This is a genomic window from Streptomyces sp. NPDC093591, assembly GCF_044764885.1.
Lineage (GTDB): Bacteria > Actinomycetota > Actinomycetes > Streptomycetales > Streptomycetaceae > Streptomyces.
The window spans coordinates 1-21,379 of record NZ_JBIWIY010000015.1 but is presented as its reverse complement, the minus strand read 5'-3'; the positions used below and the strand labels follow the sequence as shown (position 1 = coordinate 21,379).

The 21,379-nt window shown below is 69.7% G+C and carries 18 protein-coding genes, 1 rRNA gene and 1 pseudogene; 4 read left to right on the top strand and 16 right to left on the bottom strand.

The annotated features are described in order from the left end of the window. Positions 1-616 precede the first annotated feature (616 nt). The gene (locus tag ACIREI_RS29055) at positions 617-826 is read right to left on the bottom strand and encodes a hypothetical protein (RefSeq protein WP_403338822.1); all 210 of its coding nucleotides are present in this window, start codon (positions 824-826) and stop codon (positions 617-619) included. Positions 827-1,028: 202 nt separating this feature from the next. Here ACIREI_RS29055 and ACIREI_RS29050 point away from each other — a divergent pair, with 202 nt between their 5' ends. Beyond that, positions 1,029-2,417: an FAD-binding oxidoreductase gene (locus tag ACIREI_RS29050; protein WP_403338819.1), complete on the top strand. Its 1,389-nt coding sequence runs from the start codon at positions 1,029-1,031 to the stop codon at positions 2,415-2,417. 226 nt (positions 2,418-2,643) lie between these two features. Here ACIREI_RS29050 and ACIREI_RS29045 read toward each other — a convergent pair whose 3' ends face one another. From ACIREI_RS29045 to ACIREI_RS29025, 5 genes are all read right to left on the bottom strand, one after another. After that, positions 2,644-4,350, bottom strand: a complete 1,707-nt coding sequence (locus ACIREI_RS29045) for a uroporphyrinogen-III synthase (RefSeq protein WP_403338816.1) — start codon at positions 4,348-4,350, stop codon at positions 2,644-2,646. Next, entirely contained in the window at positions 4,347-5,306 is a 960-nt protein-coding gene (hemC, locus tag ACIREI_RS29040; protein WP_403338813.1) for a hydroxymethylbilane synthase, read from the bottom strand. Before hemC ends, ACIREI_RS29045 begins: the two co-directional genes overlap by 4 nt. Next, entirely contained in the window at positions 5,303-7,048 is a 1,746-nt protein-coding gene (locus tag ACIREI_RS29035) for a glutamyl-tRNA reductase (RefSeq protein ID WP_403338811.1), read from the bottom strand. The genes hemC and ACIREI_RS29035 overlap by 4 nt, the downstream gene beginning before the upstream one ends. After that, positions 7,045-7,812 carry a redox-sensing transcriptional repressor Rex gene (locus ACIREI_RS29030; RefSeq protein WP_403338808.1) on the bottom strand — a complete coding sequence of 256 codons (768 nt, stop codon included), beginning with the start codon at positions 7,810-7,812 and terminating at the stop codon, positions 7,045-7,047. The genes ACIREI_RS29035 and ACIREI_RS29030 overlap by 4 nt, the downstream gene beginning before the upstream one ends. Positions 7,813-8,093: 281 nt before the next feature. Beyond that, on the bottom strand, positions 8,094-8,381 hold the full coding sequence (locus tag ACIREI_RS29025; protein WP_403338805.1) for a glutaredoxin family protein: 288 nt from the start codon (positions 8,379-8,381) through the stop codon (positions 8,094-8,096). Between the two features lie 131 nt (positions 8,382-8,512). Here ACIREI_RS29025 and ACIREI_RS29020 point away from each other — a divergent pair, with 131 nt between their 5' ends. The 3 genes from ACIREI_RS29020 to ACIREI_RS29010 all read left to right on the top strand — a co-directional run bounded on the left by ACIREI_RS29020 (position 8,513) and on the right by ACIREI_RS29010 (position 13,023). Beyond that, positions 8,513-9,433 carry an HAD family hydrolase gene (locus ACIREI_RS29020; RefSeq protein WP_403338802.1) on the top strand — a complete coding sequence of 307 codons (921 nt, stop codon included), beginning with the start codon at positions 8,513-8,515 and terminating at the stop codon, positions 9,431-9,433. A gap of 1,313 nt (positions 9,434-10,746) precedes the next feature. Then, positions 10,747-11,523, top strand: coding sequence for an ECF subfamily RNA polymerase sigma factor, BldN family (locus ACIREI_RS29015; protein WP_403338800.1), 777 nt, complete (start codon positions 10,747-10,749; stop codon positions 11,521-11,523). 252 nt (positions 11,524-11,775) lie between these two features. Then, positions 11,776-13,023, top strand: coding sequence for a DUF5667 domain-containing protein (locus tag ACIREI_RS29010; protein ID WP_403338797.1), 1,248 nt, complete (start codon positions 11,776-11,778; stop codon positions 13,021-13,023). 97 nt (positions 13,024-13,120) lie between these two features. Here the strand turns inward: ACIREI_RS29010 and ACIREI_RS29005 are convergent. From ACIREI_RS29005 to rrf, 10 genes and pseudogenes are all read right to left on the bottom strand, one after another. Continuing rightward, positions 13,121-13,369: pseudogene (locus tag ACIREI_RS29005) on the bottom strand (glycerol acyltransferase); the annotation flags it as partial. 126 nt (positions 13,370-13,495) lie between these two features. Next, positions 13,496-14,548 (bottom strand): lysophospholipid acyltransferase family protein, encoded by a 1,053-nt coding sequence (locus tag ACIREI_RS29000; protein WP_403338794.1) that lies wholly within the window; start codon positions 14,546-14,548, stop codon positions 13,496-13,498. 14 nt (positions 14,549-14,562) lie between these two features. Continuing rightward, positions 14,563-15,624 (bottom strand): NAD-dependent epimerase/dehydratase family protein, encoded by a 1,062-nt coding sequence (locus tag ACIREI_RS28995; protein WP_403338792.1) that lies wholly within the window; start codon positions 15,622-15,624, stop codon positions 14,563-14,565. Positions 15,625-15,993: 369 nt separating this feature from the next. Further along, positions 15,994-16,092: a 30S ribosomal protein bS22 gene (locus ACIREI_RS28990; RefSeq protein ID WP_003948845.1), complete on the bottom strand. Its 99-nt coding sequence runs from the start codon at positions 16,090-16,092 to the stop codon at positions 15,994-15,996. Positions 16,093-16,249: 157 nt separating this feature from the next. Then, on the bottom strand, positions 16,250-16,462 hold the full coding sequence (locus ACIREI_RS28985) for a helix-turn-helix domain-containing protein (protein ID WP_004984898.1): 213 nt from the start codon (positions 16,460-16,462) through the stop codon (positions 16,250-16,252). A 129-nt stretch (positions 16,463-16,591) separates the two neighbouring features. Further along, positions 16,592-17,407, bottom strand: coding sequence for a phosphatase (locus tag ACIREI_RS28980; RefSeq protein ID WP_403338790.1), 816 nt, complete (start codon positions 17,405-17,407; stop codon positions 16,592-16,594). Between the two features lie 475 nt (positions 17,408-17,882). Continuing rightward, positions 17,883-19,055 (bottom strand): acetoin utilization protein AcuC, encoded by a 1,173-nt coding sequence (locus ACIREI_RS28975; RefSeq protein WP_403338788.1) that lies wholly within the window; start codon positions 19,053-19,055, stop codon positions 17,883-17,885. Further along, positions 19,006-20,241, bottom strand: coding sequence for an MFS transporter (locus ACIREI_RS28970; RefSeq protein WP_403338785.1), 1,236 nt, complete (start codon positions 20,239-20,241; stop codon positions 19,006-19,008). The genes ACIREI_RS28975 and ACIREI_RS28970 overlap by 50 nt, the downstream gene beginning before the upstream one ends. A 324-nt stretch (positions 20,242-20,565) precedes the next feature. After that, positions 20,566-21,210, bottom strand: a complete 645-nt coding sequence (locus tag ACIREI_RS28965) for an HAD family hydrolase (RefSeq protein ID WP_403338782.1) — start codon at positions 21,208-21,210, stop codon at positions 20,566-20,568. A 76-nt stretch (positions 21,211-21,286) separates the two neighbouring features. After that, positions 21,287-21,379, bottom strand: a 5S ribosomal RNA gene (rrf, locus tag ACIREI_RS28960); the annotation flags it as partial.

Here is a 21,379-nt window from a genome sequence, read left to right as displayed (position 1 = left end):
ACCTACGCTACGCCCGCCCCGACAGCACCTTTGCCGACGGCACGTCGGGACGGCCGGGAGGCCCGGGACCGCCTGGACACACGGGAGGCCGCGGACTGCCGGGAGGCTGGGGACTGCCGGGAGGCTGGGGACTGCCGGGAGGCCGGGGACTGCCGGGAGGCTGGGGACTGCCGGGAGGCCGGGGACTGCCGGGACATTGGCGACCGCTGGGACATTGGGGAGCGCCGGGACACTGGGGAGGCCCGGGATCGCCGGGACGCTGGAAACGATCGGGACGCTCGGGACGTCCGGGAGGCCGGGGACCACCGGGACACTGAGGACTGCCGGGACCCCCGGGAGGCCGAAGACTGTCGGGACGCTGGAAACCACCGGGGTGCCCGGGACCCCCGGGAAGCCTGGCACCGCCAGGGCCACCGAGACCGCCGGAAGGCTGGGCCCACCGGGACCGCCGGGACGGCCAGGGCGGCCGAGACGACGGAGACTGCCGGGACGCTGGGGACTACAGGACCGCCGGGAGGCCGGGGACGCCGGGAGGCCACCGAGACCCCCGGGAGGTCGGGGACCGCCGGGACCGCCAGGGCCACCGAGACGACGGAGACTGCCGGGACGCTGGGGACTACAGGACCGCCGGGAGGCCGGGCACGCCGGGAGGTCGGGGACCGCCGGGACCGGCCGGGACCGCCGAGACGGCCGAGACGACCGAGACGACCGAGACGGCCGAGACGACCGAGACGACCGAGACGGCCGGGACGACCGAGACGCCCAGGAGGCCGGGGACAGCCGACGACGGCCCGGACGGTCCTGCACTGCCGCGGCGATCCTGCACTGCTGCGGCGATCCTGCACGGCCACGGCGGCCCGCATGCGGCCCCCACCCCACGGGTCCATCCTGAAGAAAGGGCCCGGAAGGCCAACGCCTTCCCGAGCCAGCCCCCGAACGCAAGGACCCCGACGGCCCCGACGGGCCCGTCCGCCCCGCCTCGCCGCCGCCGTCCCTCCGTACCGTACGTATCCACCGCGGAGGACGCGATGACTGCCGCCCACCACCTCAACACCCCCGACCTCTTCGCCCTCTCCGAGATCCACGGCCCGGTCCTGCGCCCCGGCGACGACGGCTACGCCGACGAGGTCACCGGCTTCAACCTGGCCGCGCTGCACACCCCCGACGTGGTGGTGGGCGCGACGGGCGTCGACGACGTCGTGACGGCGCTGCGCTGGGCGTCAGCCACGGGCACCCCTGTCGCCGTCCAGTCGACCGGCCACGGCGCGAACTTCCCCATCGACCACGGCCTGCTGATCAGCACGGCCCGCATGACCGACGTACGCATCAATCCGGCGGAGCGCCTCGCGACCATCGGGGCCGGAGCGAAATGGCGGCACGTCCTGGAGGCGGCCGCACCGCACGGCCTCGCCGCGCTCTGCGGCACGTCCACGGACGCGGGCGCGGTCGGTTACACACTCGGCGGCGGACTCCCGGTCATGGGCCGGGCCTACGGCTACGCGGCCGACCTGGTCCGCTCCTTCCAGGTCGTCACGCCCGACGGCACACTCCGCGAGAGCGATCCCGACCACGAGCCGGAACTGTTCTGGGCGCTGCGCGGCGGCAAGGGCAACGTAGGCGTGGTGACCTCCATGGTCTGCGAACTGCTCCCCCTGCCCACGCTCCTCGGCGGAGGCGTCTACTGCCCCGGCGAGCACACCGAGGCCGTGCTGCGTACCTGGACCGACTGGACCCGCACCCTGCCCGACGAGATGTGCAGCGCCTTCACCCTCCTGCGCCTGCCCCCCATCCCGGAGATCCCCGAGCCGCTGCGCGGCGGCTTCTGGGCCCGCGTCGCGATCGCCTGGCCGGAAGACCCGGCCGAAGGGGAGCGCCTGCTGGCCCCCATCCGCGCGGCGGCCCCGGTAACGGTCGACACGATCGAAGTGATGCCGTACGCGGCCCTGGACCGCATCCACATGGAACCGCAGGACCCGCTCCCCGCCCGCGAGTCGTGCGCCCTGCTACGCGACCTCACCCCGGACGCCATCGACGCCTTCCTGACCCAGGTGGGCCCGGAGGTCCCCGACTGCCCCCTCCTCCTGGTGGAGATCCGCCACATGGGAGGCGCCCTCGCCCGCCCCGCCCGCCGGGACGACGCCATCTGCGCCCGGGACGCGAACTACCTCCTGGAAACGGTCGGCGTCCTGGCCGCACCACCGGCAGCCGAGGCCATAGAACAGGCCACCCGAGCGCTGCACACAGCAATGGCCCCGTACGGCACGGGCTACACGATGGTCAACATCCACGGCACCCCAGGCGACGCCTCCGACCGCGCCCGAGCCTGGACCCCCGAGGTCTACAACCGCCTACGCCAGGACAAATCAACCTACGACCCATCCAACCTGCTCCGCTTCGGCCACACGGTCACGACATAACACCGGCCCAGGCATGCCATCCCGCCCGACATCCCACCCACCCGCAGAGGACTTCACCTCTCGGCGCCGGTCCAGCCATTCCAGCCCGTCCGGCGTTTGAGGACGAGGCCCGAAGGGCCGAAGCGGGGGCCCAGGGGGCGGCAGCCCCCTGGCGGGGTCGAAGGGGCGGAGCCCCTGGGGGTGGGACGGGTAGGGGCGGCGGGGGCGAAACACCACCGCCCCCCACCTACGTCGTGGACCGCCTACGCCGAGCCCCCGGCCGCCGCTCACTCGGCCGAGTAACCGGATCCCCGGCCTCCACCGCAGCAGCCCGCCGCCGCATCCCAAAGTCGGCCAACGCCTCAGCCAACTTGTGCACAGACGGCTCCGGAGCCATCACATCCACCCGAAGCCCATGCTCCTCAGCGGTCTTCGCGGTAGCAGGACCGATACAGGCGATCACCGTCACGTTGTGCGGCTTCCCGGCGATCCCCACCAGATTCCGCACAGTGGACGACGACGTGAAGAGAACGGCATCAAAGCCACCCCCCTTGATCGCCTCCCGCGTCTCGGCCGGCGGCGGCGAAGCCCGCACGGTCCGATAGGCCGTGACGTCATCGACCTCCCAGCCCAGCTCGATGAGCCCGGCCACCAAGGTCTCGGTCGCGATGTCCGCCCGAGGCAGGAACACCCGGTCGATCGGATCGAAAACGGGGTCATACGGCGGCCAGTCCTCAAGCAGCCCCGCAGCCGACTGCTCCCCACTGGGCACGAGATCCGGCTTCACACCAAAGGCGATCAACGCCTTCGCGGTCTGCTCCCCCACCGCGGCGACCTTGATCCCGGCGAACGCCCGAGCATCAAGCCCGTACTCCTCGAACTTCTCCCGCACGGCCTTGACTGCGTTGACCGACGTGAACGCGATCCACTCGTACCGCCCGGTGACGAGCCCCTTGACCGCCCGCTCCATCTGCTGAGGCGTCCGCGGCGGCTCGACGGCGATCGTCGGCACCTCGTGCGGCACGGCCCCGTACGACCGCAACTGGTCGGAGAGCGAAGCAGCCTGCTCCTTCGTACGCGGAACCAGGACCCGCCACCCGAAGAGCGGCTTGGACTCGAACCACGACAGCTGATCACGCTGAGCAGCGGCAGAACGCTCACCGACCACGGCTATCACCGGCCGCCCGCCCTCCGGCGAGGGCAGCACCTTGGCCTGCTTCAGCGTCTGCGCGATGGTCCCGAGCGTGGCGGTCCACGTCCGCTGACGCGTGGTCGTACCGGCAACCGTCACCGTCATCGGCGTATCGGGCTTGCGCCCCGCGGACACCAGCTCACCGGCAGCCGCACCCACCGAGTCGAGCGTCGTCGAGACGACAACGGTCCCGTCCGACGCCCCGACCTCGGTCCAGCACCGGTCGGACGCCGTCCGCGCGTCCACGAACCGCACGTCCGCGCCCTGAGCGTCCCGCAAGGGCACCCCGGCATACGCCGGCACACCCACGGCCGCGGCCACACCGGGCACGACCTCGAACGGCACGCCCGCCGCGGCGCACGCGAGCATCTCCTCGGCGGCGTACGCGTCGAGCCCGGGATCCCCGGACACCGCACGCACGACCCGCCTGCCGCTGCGCGCGGCCTCCATGACAAGATGTGCGGCATCCCGCACCGCGGGTAGCGCAGCGGTTGTTGACGCGCCGTCAACAATCGCTAGCTGAGGCGTGCCTGTGCCCGGAACGGGGTCCGACTCGGGACCCGTATCCGTATGCACTTCGGCGACACCGGATCTGGCGTGCTGGCGTACGACGTCGAGCACCTCGTGCTCGGCGACGAGGACGTCCGCGTTCGCCAGCGCCTCGACAGCGCGCAGAGTCAGCAGCCCCGGATCCCCGGGTCCGGCACCGAGGAAGGTGACGTGCCCGTGTTCAAGGCCGGCGGGAAGGGTGGTGGGGCTCAATGTGCTCGCTCCCCCATCAGACCGGCCGCGCCCTGGGCAAGCATCTCGGTAGCGAGTTCGCGACCGAGCGCCAGCGCTTGGTCGTGCGTCTCGGGCACGGGACCGGTGGTGGACAGCTGCACCATCCGCGTGCCGTCGGTCGTGCCGACGACGCCGCGCAGGCGCATTTCCTTGACAATCTGCCCGTCGGCCAGCAGGTCGGCCAGCGCGCCCACAGGGGCGGAGCAGCCGGCCTCCAGGGCGGCGAGCAGTGATCGCTCGGCGGTCACGGCGACCCGCGTGAACGGGTCGTCGAGCTCACCGAGCGCGGCGATCAGGTCCGCGTTGTCCGCGGTGCACTCGATCGCCAGGGCCCCCTGGCCGGGGGCGGGCAAAACGGTGTCGACCGACAGGAAGTCGGTCACTTCGTCGATGCGGCCGATGCGCTGCAGCCCAGCCGCAGCAAGCACCACCGCATCCAGCTCACCATCGCGCACGAACCGGATCCGCGTATCCACGTTCCCGCGAATCGCAACCGTCTCGATATCCAGGCCATGGCTGCGCGCGTACGCGTTCAGCTGCGCCATCCGGCGCGGCGAACCCGTACCGATGCGCGCCCCGCGCGGCAGGTCGGTGAACTTCAGGGCGTCCCGCGCGACGATCACATCGCGCGGATCCTCCCGCTCGGGAACGGCCGCCAGGACCAGTTCCTCGGGCTGCGCGGTCGGCAGGTCCTTCAGGGAGTGCACCGCGAAGTCGACCTCGCCCTTGAGCAGCGCGTCGCGCAGGGCGGTGACGAACACGCCGGTGCCGCCGATCTGCGCGAGGGACTCGCGGGAGACATCGCCGTACGTGGTGATCTCGACGAGTTCGACGGGCCGTCCGGTCACCTGGCGCACGGCGTCCGCGACCTGCCCGGACTGGGCCATGGCGAGCTTGCTGCGCCTGGTGCCGAGCCGTAGTGGCTGCTGAGTCATCGTGGGCCTCGGTTCTTGTCGGTGCTGTCCTCGGCCCGCGAGACGGAGGCCACCGTCTCCTGGTCGAGGTCGAACAGGGTCCGCAGCGCGTCCGCGTATCCGGCGCCGCCGGGCTCGGCCGCGAGCTGCTTGACCCGGACGGTCGGCGCGTGCAGCAGCTTGTCGACCACCCGCCGCACGGTCTGCGTGATCTCGCTGCGGTGCTTGTCGTCGAGGCCCGGGAGGCGGCCCTCCAGCCGGGCGATCTCGTTCGCCACGACATCGGCGGCCATCGTGCGCAGCGCGACGACGGTGGGCGTGATGTGCGCGGCCCGCTGCGCCGCCCCGAAGGCCGCGACCTCGTCGGAAACGATACGGCGGACCTGGTCGACGTCGGCCGCCATCGGAGCGTCCGCGGACGCCTCGGCCAGCGACTCGATGTCCACCAGCCGCACCCCGGCCAGCCGGTGCACGGCGGCGTCGATGTCGCGCGGCATGGCGAGGTCGAGCAGGGCGAGGGCCGGCGCGGGGCGGGGCGCCTCGACGACGCGCTCGGGCTTGCGGCGCTCGGGGATCCGGCCGACGGTCGCCACCGTCGCGGCGAGCGCGGTGATCAGCTCGGCGTCGGCCTCGGGGCTGCGCCGGGCGGCCTCACGCCGGTCGACGGCGCTGCCCGCGGCCCAGGCCGCGTGCTGCTCCAGCGTGGCCGCGTCCATACCGGCGACGGCGGCCTCCCCCATCACGGAGAAGCCTCCCTGCACGGCGGTCAGGTCCAGCGGACAGCCCTCGTCGCTGCCTACGCTGGTGGGCGGCAGCGGGGTCTGTCGTACGTCGGTGGAGTCGGCGTTCGTCCTGGCAGCCGGTGCCTTGCCGACCGTACGACCGCCGCCCGCGCCCTCCGCGAAGGCGACCGCCCGCCCGGTACGGCCCTCGACCGCCGCCGCGACCTGCTCGGCCGTGAGGACGAGCCCGGTGGCACCGGTGCAGGAGACGGCGACGTCGGCACGTGTCAGCTCGACCGGCACCGAATCCATCGGTACCGCGCGGGCCAGCACGTCCGTGCCGTCGGCCGCACTCAGGATCTCGGCGAGCCGCTCGGCCCGGTCGAAGGTCCGGTTGGCGACGACGATCTCGGCGACCCCGGCACGCGCGAGCGTGGCCGCGGCCAGGGAGGACATCGAGCCGGCGCCGATGACCAGGGCCTTCTTGCCGCGGGCCCAGTCCTCGACGGGCCCACCGGAGGACAGCTGCTCCAGGCCGAAGGTGACCAGGGACTGTCCGGCGCGGTCGATGCCGGTCTCGGAGTGTGCGCGCTTGCCGACGCGCAGGGCCTGCTGGAACAGGTCGTTCAGCAGCCGTCCGGCGCTGTGCAGCTCCTGCGCCTTGGCGAGGGAGTCCTTGATCTGCCCGAGGATCTGCCCTTCCCCGACGACCATGGAGTCGAGCCCACAGGCCACCGAGAACAGATGATGGACGGCCCGGTCCTCGTAGTGCACGTACAGATAGGGCGTGAGCTCGTCCAGCCCCACCCCGCTGTGCTGCGCGAGCAGCGTGGACAGCTCGGCGACTCCGGCGTGGAACTTGTCCACGTCGGCGTACAGCTCGATGCGGTTGCAGGTGGCGAGCACCGCGGCCTCGGTGGCGGGCTCGGCGGCGACGGTGTCCTGCAGCAGCTTGACCTGGGCGTCCGCGCTCAGCGCCGCGCGCTCCAGGACGCTGACCGGGGCACTGCGATGGCTCAGCCCCACGACGAGGAGACTCATGCCGGCATCACGGCGGGTACGTCCCCGTCGGGCCCCTGGTCGGTGGATCGGTCGGACTCGCGGGTGGCGGCGGCCGGTCCGGCACCGTCGGCGTGGGCCTCCTCGCCGGCCTTGCGCTGCTCGTGGAAGGCGAGGATCTGCAGCTCGATGGAGAGGTCGACCTTGCGGACGTCGACGCCGTCCGGAACGGTCAGCACGGTCGGCGCGAAGTTCAGGATGGAGGTGACGCCGGCGGCCACGAGCCGGTCGCAGACCGGCTGGGCGGCACCGGCGGGGGTGGCGATGACACCGATGGACACGCCGTTGTCCTGGATGATCTTCTCGAGGCCGTCGGAGTGCTGCACCGGGATCCCGGCGACGGGCTTTCCGGCCATCGCGGGATCGGCGTCGATGAGGGCCGCAACCCTGAATCCCCGGGAGGCGAAGCCGCCGTAGTTGGCGAGCGCGGCGCCGAGGTTACCGATACCGACGATCACAACCGGCCAGTCCTGGGTGAGCCCCAGCTCACGGGAGATCTGGTAGACGAGATACTCGACGTCGTAACCGACACCCCTGGTCCCGTACGACCCGAGGTATGAGAAGTCCTTGCGCAGCTTCGCGGAATTGACCCCCGCCGCGGCCGCGAGCTCCTCGGACGAAACCGTGGGCACCGAGCGCTCCGACAGCGCCGTCAGGGCTCGGAGGTACAGCGGAAGCCGGGCGACGGTGGCCTCGGGAATCCCTCGGCTGCGGGTCGCCGGTCGGTGAGTTCGGCCAGTTGCCACGGTGCTCCTGCGGGTAGAGCGGGGCTGTAGGCGGTCACACGTACCCAGACCGCCCCGTCGACAGCAGGCTATGTCTTTGTGAACGCGTGCACAAAGATGGTGTCCGATTTGCCCGCCCAACGTGACCGGGCTCACGCACGCCCGGCGCACGGGTATGGAACCGGCGCATTCGCACCACCGTTCCTCTGCTCTTGGGGGCAAAACCGCACACTCTCCTCAACGATCCCCGCCCCCGAGACCAAGTCGCCATCGATCCTAAGCGACTTCCCGGACGAGTTGGACTACTCAGTCAGTGCTTTGCGGAGGCGATTCTCGTCCACGCGCCAGAAGGTGTGCTGGGCGCCGTCGACCAGGACGACCGGGATCTGTTCCCAGTACTGGTCGTGGAGTTGAGGGTCCTGATTGATGTCCTTCAGCTCCCAAGGAACCCCCAGCTCGCCACACACTTTCTCTATGACGATCTGTGCGTCATCACACAGATGACACCCGGGCTTTCCGATGAGAGTGACGAGCCGGTCCTCGGGGGACTTGGCCGCGGCACGACGAAAGAGGGGACTCATGTCAGCCATTCTCGCGCGCCGACACCCGAGGGCCGAACGGATGCACCACCACGCTGTTTAACTGCGCGGTCGCGGAGAGTTCACAACCTTCAAACCTCTCGACTCCGGAAGCACCGAACAAACTGGCTATGCTCACGGTCATGGCCGCTCTTGGATGGCTCACTCCCCGTAGGCGCTCCGCCACGGCGCGGAGCGTGTTGGCTGGCGAGGCTTCGGCGGAGGCAGCGCGCAAGTCGTCGCAGGAAGCGACGGAGGTCTCCGACACCGAACCGGAGTTCCCGGTACTCGGCGACGAGAAGGCCGCCGCGTTCTTCGACCTGGACAACACCGTGATGCAAGGTGCCGCCCTCTTCCACTTCGGGCGGGGCCTGTACAAGCGGAAGTTCTTCGAGACGCGCGACCTCGCCAAGTTCGCCTGGCAGCAGGCGTGGTTCAGGCTGGCCGGGGTCGAGGACCCGGAGCACATGCAGGAGGCCCGCGACTCGGCACTGTCGATCGTGCAGGGCCACCGCGTCGCCGAGCTCCAGTCGATCGGCGAGGAGATCTACGACGAGTACATGGCCGAGCGCATCTGGCCCGGCACCCGCGCCCTCGCCCAGGCACACCTGGACGCGGGCCAGAAGGTATGGCTGGTGACGGCGGCCCCCGTGGAGATCGCCCAGGTGATCGCCCGCCGCCTCGGCCTCACCGGCGCCCTGGGCACGGTGGCGGAGTCAGTGGACGGCGTCTACACGGGCAAGCTGGTGGGCGAACCCCTCCACGGCCCCGCGAAGGCGGAGGCAGTCCGCGCCCTGGCCGCCGCGGAGGGCCTGGACCTCTCCCGCTGCGCGGCGTACAGCGACTCGCACAACGACATCCCGATGCTCTCCCTGGTCGGCCACCCCTACGCCATCAACCCCGACACCAAGCTCCGCAAACACGCCCGCAAGCTGGACTGGCGCCTACGCGACTACCGGACGGGCCGAAAGGCAGCGAAGGTCGGCATTCCGGCGGCCGCAGGAGTGGGCGCGGTGGCCGGCGGCACAGCCGCGGCAATCGCACTGCACAGGCGCCGACGGTAGCTCGCCGGCGGGCGGGACTGCGGCGGCGCGGGCGGGGTGGGAGTTCACGTAGCGCGTGCTGCAGGTGAGTTGTGTGTCGGCGGGCGGAATGCCGAAGTCTGTGCGGCCTCGGTGGGGGTTCACGTAGCCCCTGCTGTGGGCGGGTTGTGCATCGGCGGGCAGGGCTGCGGCGGCCCGTGCCGCCTCGGCAGGGGTTCGAGCAGCGCCTGCGGGTGGGTTGTGGGTCAGCTGGCGGGACTGCGGCGGCCCGTGCGGACGGGGTGAGGTTCACACAGCGCTTGCTGCGGGTGGGTTCTGCATCGCCGAGCGGGACTGCGACGGCCCGTGCGGCCTCGGCGGGGGTTCAGTAGCGCCTGCGTAGTGGGTTGCGAGTCGGAGCCGCGCCGGGAGGTGTCCGCCTTCGGTCCGGCGGCCCAGGGCCGGCCAGAAGGTCCCCGCGCATTGACGCCGACCGCTGCGGGCGGACACCCCCCAGACACGTCCCCTTCCCGCCGTACGCGACTACGGGCCCCCGGGGGGCTGAGCGCTCCATGCAGGCCGATCACTTTCCATCACGGATCCAGGCATCCCAGCCCGCCCGACGTTCGAGAACGAGGCCACGCCACCCCTAAGCCCCACCCACCCGCCGGGGATCCACCTCTCAACGGCGGTCCAGGCACTTCAGCCCGTCCGGCGTTCGAGGACGAGGCCGCGCCGCCCCGAGCCCCCACCCACCCGTAGGGGCGTGACCTCTCGGCGCCGGCCCAGACATCCCAGCCCGTCCGGCGTTCGAGGACGAGGCCACGCCGCCCCGAGCCCCCACCCACCCGTAGGGGCGTGACCTCTCGGCGCCGGCCCAGACCTCCCAGCCCGTCCGGCGTTTGAGGACGAGGCCCGTTCAGGGCCGAAGCGGGGGTCTGGGGGCCGCAGGCCCCCAGGGAGGCGGGGTCGAAGGGGCAGCGCCCCTGGAGGATGGGACGGGTAGGGGCGGCGGGGGCGAGGACCGCTTTTGGGCCACGCCCGGACCGAACAGCCAATCCGCACCCCCTACCCCCACAACCCCCTGTCCAGTCCCCTTGGCTGCACACGGCCACAACACGCCCCGGAGTCAGCCGGAACACGGAAGAACTCGATCAACAACCGGTCACTCTCCGGCACTTGATCGGGCGCCAATCGGTTACAGAAGAGACGCAATCGGTGATTTGAGCAACTGGGCGTAGCAGTGCCTGCACGAAGCGTTATTCTCCTCAGACGCAAACCGGTACCCCTCCGTCGCTACGACGGGTGAACGGTCCCGCACTGCACGTGATGGAAGCTCTGCCTCTGGGAGTCCCGTGTACCCACACGTCGGGGTTGACGCCTCGGGCCTGGCTACGCTGCGCGCAACGGTCAAAGACCTGTTGCGCGGCTTCGTCCCCACCGCGTACGCCGTCCCCGCCCTCGCCGTAACCACCGCGCCCGTAGGCCCGTGCTACGCGCTCGCCGACGGCAGCGCCGCCGTCGGCAGACGGGGACGCTCGGCCGGTACGGCCACGACCGCTCGTCGGCCTGCCGCAGACAGCGACAGCGCTCGAATGATGGATCTCGTGGAACGCGCACAGGCCGGCGAGGCCGACGCGTTCGGACGGCTCTACGACCAATACAGCGACACCGTCTATCGCTACATCTACTACCGAGTCGGAGGAAAGGCCACCGCCGAAGACCTCACGAGCGAGACCTTTCTGCGGGCACTCCGCAGGATCGGCACCTTCACCTGGCAGGGACGGGACTTCGGGGCCTGGCTCGTCACCATCGCCCGCAACCTCGTCGCCGACCACTTCAAGTCCAGCCGGTTCCGCCTGGAGGTCACCACCGGGGAGATGCTCGACGCCAACGAGGTCGAGCGATCCCCCGAGGACTCCGTCCTCGAGTCCCTCTCCAACGCCGCCCTGCTCGACGCCGTACGACGCCTCAACCCACAGCAGCAGGAGTGCGTCACCCTCCGTTTCCTCCAAGGCCTCTCCGTCGCCGAGACGGCCCGCGTCATGGGCAAGAACGAGGGCGCCATCAAGACCCTCCAGTACCGGGCCGTCCGCACCCTCGCCCGGCTGCTCCCGGACGACGTCCGCTGAACCCTTCACCCGCCCCGAAATCACCACTCTCCGCAACCCTCAACTCACCCTCGGTGAAAGTCTGTTGACTTCGCGGTCCGTTCATCCGCTGTCCGTAACCCAAGTGCCAAGCCGCTCGTTGTGCGGGATGCAGGCTCCCTGTGGTCACTCCCTGGCCGACTTCGATCACTCGATCGTGTGGATTCGGTCAGGGCGTGCAACCCTCAGGACCCCCTGGGGAGTCGACCGTCATCACGAGAGGAGGTGCCGCCAGTGATCGCGAACGTATCGGCGCACCGGCGGGCGAACGCCTTCGCCCAGGCCCTGGAGGAGCTGACCGACCGGGGCTCGGCGGCCGAGCAGGCCGAGCAGCCAGATGGATCGGCACCAGCATCGGCTGCTGCGGAACCGACCGAGCAGGCACGCCTGTTGGCCGTCACCGCGAGTCTCGACGAGCTGCCCAAGCCCGCACTCGACCCCGAGGTCAAGGTCGTGCAGCGGGCCCAGCTCGTCGCCGCGATGGAGGCCATGCTGCAGGAGGGCACAGCGGGAGGCGAGGCGGACCCAGCCGTACCCGGACAGCGCTCGAACCGGGCACCGGGGGCCCACCGGGCGTCCCCGCTGGGGAAGTTGCGGCCACGTTCGAGGCTGACCAAGGGCCTGGCCGCGGGCGGGCTCAGCGTCGGAGTCGCGGCGGGAGCCTTCGGTGGAGTGGCCGCGGCGAGTTCCGATGCCCTGCCCGGTGACTCTCTCTATCCCCTCAAGCGCGGCATCGAGGACTTCAAGCTCAACGTCATGGCCGACGGCGACGACGAGCGCGGGCGAACTTATCTCGACCAGGCCTCCACCCGGCTGAGCGAGGCCCGCAGGTTGATGGAGCGCGACCGTGGCGGTCGGCTCGACCACGAGTCGCTCGGCGAGATCCGCCGCGCCCTGTCCGGCATGCGCCACGACGCCTCGGAGGGGCATCGCCTGCTCCGTGAGGCCTACGAACGCGACCCGGGCTCCCTGGGGCCCATCCAGGCCCTCTCCACCTTCTCGCGCTCCCACCGCGAGGTCTGGGGCCACCTCCGCGAGCGGCTTCCCCTCCAGCTCGGGGACGTGAGTGACCAGGTGTCGTCGGTGTTCGACGCCATAGACGAAGAGGTCGCCCCGCTGGAGTCCCTCCTCCCGCCGGCTCCGGCACAGGACGGCGACGGCAAGCGGCGGGGCGGTTCCGGATCGACGTCCACCGGCACATCCGGCTCCGACCGATCGGCCCACCCCAGCGCCGGCGGCAGCGGCTCCTCCGACGGCAACCGGTCCAGCCGCCCCAGCAATTCGGCCGAGAGCTCCGGCAGCGAGAGCGAGGGCCTGCTCGGCGGAAACACCGGAGGCCTGCTCGACCCGCCGAAGGACACCGGCAGCACCGGCGCCTCACCGTCCACCTCGACCCCGAGCACCGAGCCCGCCGTCACCCTGCCTCCGCTGCTCCCCGGCCTGCTCCCCGGCCTGGGCATCGAAGGCGAGGACGCGAACTAGCGCCCGCAGAGCAGTGAGTCGTACGACAGCGGGGGCGCCCCTCACCCAAGGGGCGCCCCCGCTGTCGTATCAAGGCTCTCCGCCAGACGCTTCTCCGTCAGAAGAACACCGACCGCCGCTGCACCAACAACTTGTACAGCGTGTGCTGAATCTGCTCCCTCACCTGGTCGGTCAGGTTGAACATCAGCATCGGATCCTCCGCGGCCTCCGGCGGATACCCATCCGTAGGGATCGGCTCGCCGAACTGAATCGTCCACTTGGTCGGCAGAGGAATCGCACCCAGCGGACCCAGCCACGGGAAGGTCGGCGTCAGCGGGAAGTACGGGAAGCCCAGCAGACGGGCCAGCGGCCCATTTACATTGCCGCCCTCGCACCGCTTCGCGGGCTTCGGACGGCTGCGCCGGACTCCGTCCGCCGACTCCAGGCGTCCGGGATCGATCGTTCCGAACAGCCCGCTTCTGACACGCTTCCGTCAGAAGAACACCGACCGCCGCTGCACCAACAACTTGTACAGCGTGTGCTGAATCTGCTCCCTCACCTGGTCGGTCAGGTTGAACATCAGCATCGGATCCTCCGCGGCCTCCGGCGGATACCCATCCGTAGGGATCGGCTCGCCGAACTGAATCGTCCACTTGGTCGGCAGAGGAATCGCACCCAGCGGACCCAGCCACGGGAAGGTCGGCGTCAGCGGGAAGTACGGGAAGCCCAGCAGACGGGCCAGCGTCTTCGCGTTGCCGATCATCGGGTAGATCTCCTCCGCCCCGACGATCGAGCACGGGATGATCGGGGCGCCCTGGCGCAGCGCCGTGGAGACGAAGCCACCGCGGCCGAAACGCTGGAGCTTGTAGCGCTCACTGAAGGGCTTGCCGATGCCCTTGAAGCCCTCCGGCATCACGCCGACCAGCTCGCCCTGGCCCAGCAGCCGCTCGGCGTCCTCGGCGCAGGCGAGGGTGTGACCGAGCTTGCGGGCGAGTTCGTTGACGACCGGCAGCATGAAGACCAGGTCGGCCGCGAGGAGCCGCAAGTGCCGGCCCGCCGGATGGTGGTCGTGCACGGCGACCTGCATCATCAGGCCGTCCAGCGGCAGCGTCCCGGAGTGGTTGGCGACGATCAGCGCGCCGCCCTCGGCCGGGATGTTCTCGACGCCCTTCACCTCGACCCGGAAGTAGTTGTCGTACACCGGGCGCAGCAAGGACATCAGGACCTGGTCGGTGAGCTCCTCGTCGTACCCGAAGTCGTCGACCTCGTAGTCCCCGGTGAGGCGGCGGCGCAGGAAGCCCAGGCCGCTCGCGATACGCCGCTCCAGGCCGCCGTCGTCCTGGGGCCTGGGGGGCGGCTGTTCCTCACGTGTCACAGGAACATCATCCTGCGCGAAGGACCGTCCGGGGAGGGGCTGGACCTCACCTACCAGCGCGGATTCACCGTTCTTGCGCCGGCTCCCCGCACTCCGGCGCCGCTGCGGCCGCTGCACGGCGCTCCCGCGGGACCGGTCGTCGTCGAACGGAATGACCTTGGCGTCCGCCATCGTTGATGCGCTCCTCAGTTGGCGCTCTGCGTCGGGGGGTTGCCGCCGCCCAGGACGGGCAGCGCGGCGATCCGGTCGACGGCCCCCGCAAGGGCCTCCGGCGGCAGGAGTCCGGGACCGCGGCTCTTCGCGAAGTCCGCGAACGTCTCCGCCGTCGTGTACTTCGGCTTGAATCCGAGCGTCTCTCGCATCTGGACCGTCGACACCACCCGGCCGTGCGTGAGCAGCCGGATCTGCTCGGGCGAGAAGTCCGACATGCCCAGCGTACGCACCAGGGAGCCCGCCCAGGTGACCGCGGGGAGCAGGAGCGGCACGGTGGGGCGGCCCAGCCGCCGGGAGCACTGCGAGAGCAGCAGGACGCCGTCGCCGGCGATGTTGAAGGTGCCGCTGTTGAGCGTGCCCCGCTCCGGCTCGTGCGAGCCGATGCGCAGCACCTCGATCACGTCGTCCTCGTGCACGAACTGCAGCCGCGGGTCGTAGCCGAACACGGTCGGCAGCACCGGCAGCGAGAAGTACGAGGCGAGCGGCGTGTCCGCGCTCGGGCCGAGGATGTTGGCGAACCGCAGCACGCACACGGCGACATCGGGCCTGCGCCGCGCGAACCCGCGCACGTAGCCCTCCACCTCGACCGCGTCCTTGGCGAAGCCGCCGCTGGGCAGGGACTTGGGCGGGGTGGTCTCGGTGAAGACGGCCGGATCGCGGGGCGCGGACCCGTACACGTTCGTACTGGACTTCACGACCAGCCGCTTGACGTTGGGGGACTTCTGGCAGGCGCCGAGCAGCTGCATCGTCCCGATGACGTTGGTCTCCTTGACCGTGGTCCGGCTGCCGCTGCCGAGCGCGGTCCCGGTCACGTCCATGTGTACGACGGTGTCGGCGCCGCTCTCGGCCAGCACCCGCGCGATGGTGGGCTGCCGGATGTCGGCCTGGATGAAATCGGCACCGCCCAGATGATGCTCGGGCGGAACCGCGTCCACGGCGACCACCCGGTCCACCTGTGGGTCACGCTGGATCCGTCGTACGAACCGGCCCCCCAGTTGACGGGCCACTCCGGTCACGAGCACGACCTTGCCCAAGATCAGCGCCTTCCTTCCAGCACTCGTACCCCTGCCGAGTTCCCCGTGTGCGGCCAACTTAGCGGTTCGGTGTTGCGCTGTGATGACCGCCCAATGCATGAAGTGACGAGAATTCCATGCGTACGACCAGACGGCTCACGCCTCTGTCCAGTCATATGCACAGCGTTCGACCCTTCGCACAACGACTTCGACATCCACCCCGAGCCCGCACGCACCCCCACCCCCACACTCACATCCACACCCGACGAGAGATCCACGCAACCTCGACAGCCGGTCCACGCGAGCGACCGCGATACACGTGTGGCCCCCCACCGGATCTCGGATCTGGTGGGGGGCCACAAAGCACGCCACTTTCGCGGCGCGCCGCGCTTACTTCTTGTTGCGACGCTGAACGCGCGTGCGCTTGAGCAGCTTGCGGTGCTTCTTCTTGGCCATCCGCTTGCGCCGCTTCTTGATAACAGAGCCCACGACTACCCTCGCTCACTTCTCATCACTCGGTGTTTGGGCGCCATGGGCCCACACGACCTACGAGGGGCTAGCCTACCCGCCCGAGCGCTGAGGTCGTAATCGAGGAGGACGAGGGGGGATCCCGAACAGCCCTGAGGACCCCCCTCACCCACTGCCGTCAGGCGGTTTCCACCCCCACATAACTCTCACGGAGGTATTCGTGAACCGCTTGCTCGGGGACGCGGAACGACCGCCCCACCCGGATCGCGGGCAGATGACCGCTGTGCACCAGCCGGTACACGGTCATCTTCGACACTCGCATCACCGAGGCGACTTCCGCCACGGTAAGGAACTGAACCTCGTTCAGAGGCCTCTCGCCAGCTGCAGCCATGACACACCTGAACCTTCCGCACTCGACGGCCACCGGCTTCCCCTTCCGGTGACTCTTCGTCGCTGCGTGCTCACTCCCCAATGTAGGGGCGGGTGATGCGAGTGGGGAAGAGGTGCACCCATCAACGGCCTACTGTGACAGACACGCTCGATTGAGTACGTAGCGGGTAAGCGGCCTGTAGTAATCAGACCGCACACCGTCATCAACCGGAACGACGACGGACACAACCCCCTCGGCCTGCCCCACAAAGAGCGCGGGGTCATTCGTATCGGCAAGACCAATGGCCTCAAACCCCAGCTGACCTGCCCCGCAGACCCAACCGTGGTCCCCGATCACCAGCTCCGGCAACGGCCCGCCGGCCTCCGCCGCGGCAGCCAGCACGGTACGAACCGGGAGCGGTGAGTGCGTGTGTGCGCCGGGCTCACGCCCGGTGCTCGGAGCGCCGGCTTCCCGCACCAACGCGACTCCTCGTACGTAGTCAAGGTTGTACGTGCGTAGACCGAACCGGGTCGTTATGTCGACACAGCGACCCTGCGCAGGGCTGAGAACGGCACATCCCGCCGCCGACAACGCGTCCGCCAAGCCGGCGTAGAAGCCGAGCAGCCGATGCGGATGCCCGGTCCCCAGCAGCACGGCCTCGCTGCGCTGGGCGGCAGCGGCGACCCGGTCGGCGAAGGCATCCAGAGCGGTCAAAGTCCGCTCCGGATCGATCACATCACGGCCGGAGACACACCCTGGATCGGCCGAAACCCCACACTTCTCCGCCATCAGCTCAATCAAATCCCCCTGCCGCCAAGCCCCTTCCGGATCGAGCCCGATGAGCACACGAGGATCACGAGCAGCAAAGAGCCGATAACTCCTGAGGCTCTCCTCCCGAGAAGTAGCCACGGTCCCGGCAAGCCGAGCGGCCAGGAGATGGGCACGAAGAGCTCCGCTACTCAGCACGAGAGCGATGGTGACGCACGGGAGGGCACGGGGGCACGGGAACGGGAAAACACCGCACAGTTGGGCTAATGAGCCCAGGACGAGGCCCCACAGTCCCTAGCCCCACCCCTCAGGGAACTTCACCTCTCGACACCGGCCCGACCATTCCAACCCGCCCGACATCCGAGGACGAGCCCACACCGTCCCCAGCCCCCACCCACCCACAGAGGACTTCACCTCTCAGCGCAGGCCCAGCCATCCCAGCCCGCCCCGACGTTCGAGGACGAGCCCAAACCATCCCTAGCCCCCACCCACCCGCAGAGGGCCTCACATCTTGGCGCCGAGCCATTTCAGCCCGTCCGGCGTTTGAGGACGAGGCCCGAAGGGCCGAAGCGGGGGTCCAGGGGGCGGCAGCCCCCTGGCGGGGTCGAAGGGGCGGAGCCCCTTCAGGATGGGACGGGTAGGGGCGGCGGGGGCGAAACACCACCGCCCCCACCTACGCCAACATCCCCCGCAACGGAAACACAGCCCGCCGAGTCGCCAACACAGCCTGATCCAGCCGGTCCGCAGGGTCATACCCCGCGTCCCAACCAGCCCAAGCCACAGGCCACCGCCCATCGGTCATCCGCGCGGGCCCCAACTGCCGAGTCCGCGCAAACACCTCCTGCCGCCACCCTTCCGGAATCATCGCCTCGGGCTCAATCGCCCGCCCCGCCACGATCCCCACCAGATGCGTCCACGACCGCGGCACAACCTCCACCACGGCATACCCGCCCCCACCCAGGGCGACCCACTTCCCATCGGCGTACTCGTGCGCGAGGTCATGACAGGCCACCTGCACAGCCCGCTGCGCATCCAGCGAAACGGCAAGGTGCGCCAGCGGATCCTCGAAGTGCGTATCGGCCCCGTGCTGCGTCACCAACACCTGCGGCCGAAAGTCAGCGATCACCTCCGGCACCACGGCATGGAACGCCCGCAGCCACCCCGCGTCCCCGGTCCCGGCCGGCAACGCCACATTCACGGCCGTACCCTCCGCGGACCCACCCCCGGTCTCCTCCGGCCACCCCGTCTGCGGGAACAACGTACGAGGATGCTCATGCAGCGAGACCGTCAGCACCCGCGGATCCTCCCAGAAGGCGGCCTGCACCCCATCCCCGTGATGCACATCCACATCGATGTACGCGACCCGCTCGGCCCCCAGCTCCAGCAGCCGGGCAATGGCCAGCGAGGCGTCGTTGTAGATACAGAACCCCGACGCACCCCCCGGCATCGCGTGATGCAACCCACCCGCGAAGTTCACCGCATGCAGCGCCTCCCCCCGCCACACGGCCTCCGCAGCCCCCACCGACTGCCCCGCGATGAGCGCAGACACCTCGTGCATCCCCACGAACGCAGGATCATCCATCGTCCCGATCCCGTACGACTGATCAGCCGCCCCGGGATCCACCGAGGCAGCCTTCACGGCCTCGATGTAGTCCTGCCGATGGACCAGCCGCAACGTCGACTCCCCCGCAGGCTGCGCCGATACGACGTCCACGTCCTTGTCCAGCCCGAAGGCATCGACGAGCCTCCTGGTCAGGGCAAGCCGGACCGGGTCCATCGGATGGTCCCGACCGAAGTCATAGCCCGTTACTGCCTCGTCCCACATCAGCTGTGCGCGGCCGCTCATGCCCGTCACCGTATCGGTCCGGTTGAGCGGCGAACGACCGGGCGTACACAAGCGTCACCAGCACCAACACCATCGGCACAAGCATGGCCCCGCGATAGTTCCAGGCATCACCCAGCGCCCCCACCAAGGGCGAACCGATCAAAAACCCCACGTAATTGAACACATTGAGCCGCGCAACGGCCGCATCCGAAGCCCCCGGCCCGCCCGTCTCAGCAGCGTGCCGTCCGGCCGCCGCGAACGTCTGCGGCACCAGCACACACAGCCCGAGCCCGAGCAGCGTGAACCCCAGCATCCCGACCCATGCCCCGGGCGCCCCGGCCACCACCGCGAACCCCACGGCCGCCACCAGCGCCCCCGCCCGTACCACGGCGACAGCCCCGAACTTCCGCACCCCGAAGTCCCCGATGGCCCGCCCCAACAGCGTGGTCACCATGTAGACGTTGTACGGCACGGTCGCCAACTGCTCGGAACTCCCGAGCACGTCCTGCAGATACTTCGCACTCCAGTTGGAGACGGTCGAGTCCCCGATGTACGCGAAGGTCATCACCAGACACAGCGGCAACAGCGCCTTGAAGGCGACGGCCCTCCCCGCGGCCTCACCCTCACCCTCCACACGTACGACCACGGACCCCCCGTCGACGTACCACCGACTCCCCACCAACGCGGCCGGCAACAACACCACGACAACCGGCAGATACGACACGACCAGCGCCAGATCCCAGTGCGCGCCCACCCAGGCCAGCGAGGCCCCCACAATCCCGCCCAGGCTGTACACCGCATGAAAGCTGAGCATGATGCTGCGCCCGTACGACCGCTGCAGGCTCACCCCGAGCATGTTCATCGAGGCATCCAGCACACCCACGGCCAGCCCGAACGCCGCGAGCGCGAGTCCCAGTTCGACCATCCGCTGCCCCGCCCCGACCCCGAGCAGCGCCAGGAGCACGACGGGCTGGGACCACCTCAGCAGCCGGCTGGGCGGTACCCGCTTCACCAGCCGCTCGGTCGTCACGCTCCCGACGCCGGCCAGGATCGGGACTGCGGCGAGGAAAGCGGGCAGCAGCGCGTCGGAGACCCCGTACCGGTCCTGGATGGCCGGGATCCGGGTCACGAGCAGCGCAAAGGCAACACCCTGAGCGAAGAAGCTGAACGCCAACGAGGCCCTACCGCGCCGCAGCACATCAGTCATGGCGGCGAGCGTAGGGCCCAGGCGTACTGGTGGGTAGATCCAGCCAAAGATGAATTCTTCTCAGCTTCACTGCTCGCCCCCCGCAACGCCCCCCACAGCCACGGGAACAGAGCCGACGGCCCGACCGGTCCGTGCCCTCGCCGCGTACCTCCCTGGCTGGCATGGCCACCATCGGCCCGGCCGCCAGGACCCCGCTGACGAGGAACCCGATCCCGATCACATTGCTAACCCCGCTGTCCACCCCAACGCGGCGAGCGTGCCCATACCGAACCCGTTCTTGAACAGGTAGTACGACCCGACCGGCACTGCCACGTCGTGGAAATGTCAGGCCAGCAGGTCAACCAACTCCCCCATGTCGGAGAAGAGTTGAGTAGCCCCAACCAGCCTCTCGGCCGGCGTCATCGCGGTGAAGCCGTACACATCCATCCCGGCAGCAACAGCCGCCTGTACCCCCAACGGACTGTCCTCGATCACCACACACCGAGCCGGTACGACCCCCATCCGCTCGGCGGCATACAGAAAAAGATCCGGCGCAGGTTTCCCCCGCCCCACATCCTGCGAACTGAAAATCCGCCCGCCGTCGAACCACCGATCCAGCCCGGTCTTCCGATGCCCCACACGAATCCGCTCATGACTCCCGGAGGATGCGACACAGTACGGCACCCCATCCGCAGCCAACTTCTCCAGCACCCCGACGGCCCCGGCCACCTGCTCCAACTCCCGCTCGAAGGCCGCGAAAACCCGCCCATGAAAGACATCGTCGAAGTCCTCCGGCAACCGCCGCCCGGTCCGCTCCTCCACCAGATCGTGTACGCGGTGCATGGCGGAGCCCATGTAGTCGCGCAGGGACTCCTCGTACGAGGTCGGATGCCCGAGCTCGGTGAGATAGCCGGCGAGGAGCCTGTTGGAAATGGGCTCGCTGTCGACGAGCACACCGTCGTTGTCGAAGATAACGAGGTCATAGCGCATACCCAGACCCTAATCGACCCTGAAATGCAGAAAGCCCCCGTGCCGGTATCCCCGGCCGGGGGCTTTCTCAAAATTTGTTCGGCGGCGTCCTACTCTCCCACAGGGTCCCCCCTGCAGTACCATCGGCGCTGTAAGGCTTAGCTTCCGGGTTCGGAATGTAACCGGGCGT

Bases quoted from the DNA above. Each gene is read 5' to 3' on its own strand.
- ACIREI_RS29050 (WP_403338819.1), top strand. From the start codon at position 1,029: ATGACTGCCGCCCACCACCTCAACACCCCCGACCTCTTCGCCCTCTCC.
- hemC (WP_403338813.1), bottom strand. From the start codon at position 5,306: ATGACTCAGCAGCCACTACGGCTCGGCACCAGGCGCAGCAAGCTCGCC.
- ACIREI_RS29035 (WP_403338811.1), bottom strand. From the start codon at position 7,048: ATGAGTCTCCTCGTCGTGGGGCTGAGCCATCGCAGTGCCCCGGTCAGC.
- ACIREI_RS29025 (WP_403338805.1), bottom strand. From the start codon at position 8,381: ATGGCTGACATGAGTCCCCTCTTTCGTCGTGCCGCGGCCAAGTCCCCC.
- ACIREI_RS29020 (WP_403338802.1), top strand. From the start codon at position 8,513: ATGGCCGCTCTTGGATGGCTCACTCCCCGTAGGCGCTCCGCCACGGCG.
- ACIREI_RS29000 (WP_403338794.1), bottom strand. From the start codon at position 14,548: ATGGCGGACGCCAAGGTCATTCCGTTCGACGACGACCGGTCCCGCGGG.
- ACIREI_RS28985 (WP_004984898.1), bottom strand. From the start codon at position 16,462: ATGGCTGCAGCTGGCGAGAGGCCTCTGAACGAGGTTCAGTTCCTTACC.
- ACIREI_RS28975 (WP_403338788.1), bottom strand. From the start codon at position 19,055: ATGAGCGGCCGCGCACAGCTGATGTGGGACGAGGCAGTAACGGGCTAT.
- ACIREI_RS28970 (WP_403338785.1), bottom strand. From the start codon at position 20,241: ATGACTGATGTGCTGCGGCGCGGTAGGGCCTCGTTGGCGTTCAGCTTC.
- ACIREI_RS28965 (WP_403338782.1), bottom strand. From the start codon at position 21,210: ATGCGCTATGACCTCGTTATCTTCGACAACGACGGTGTGCTCGTCGAC.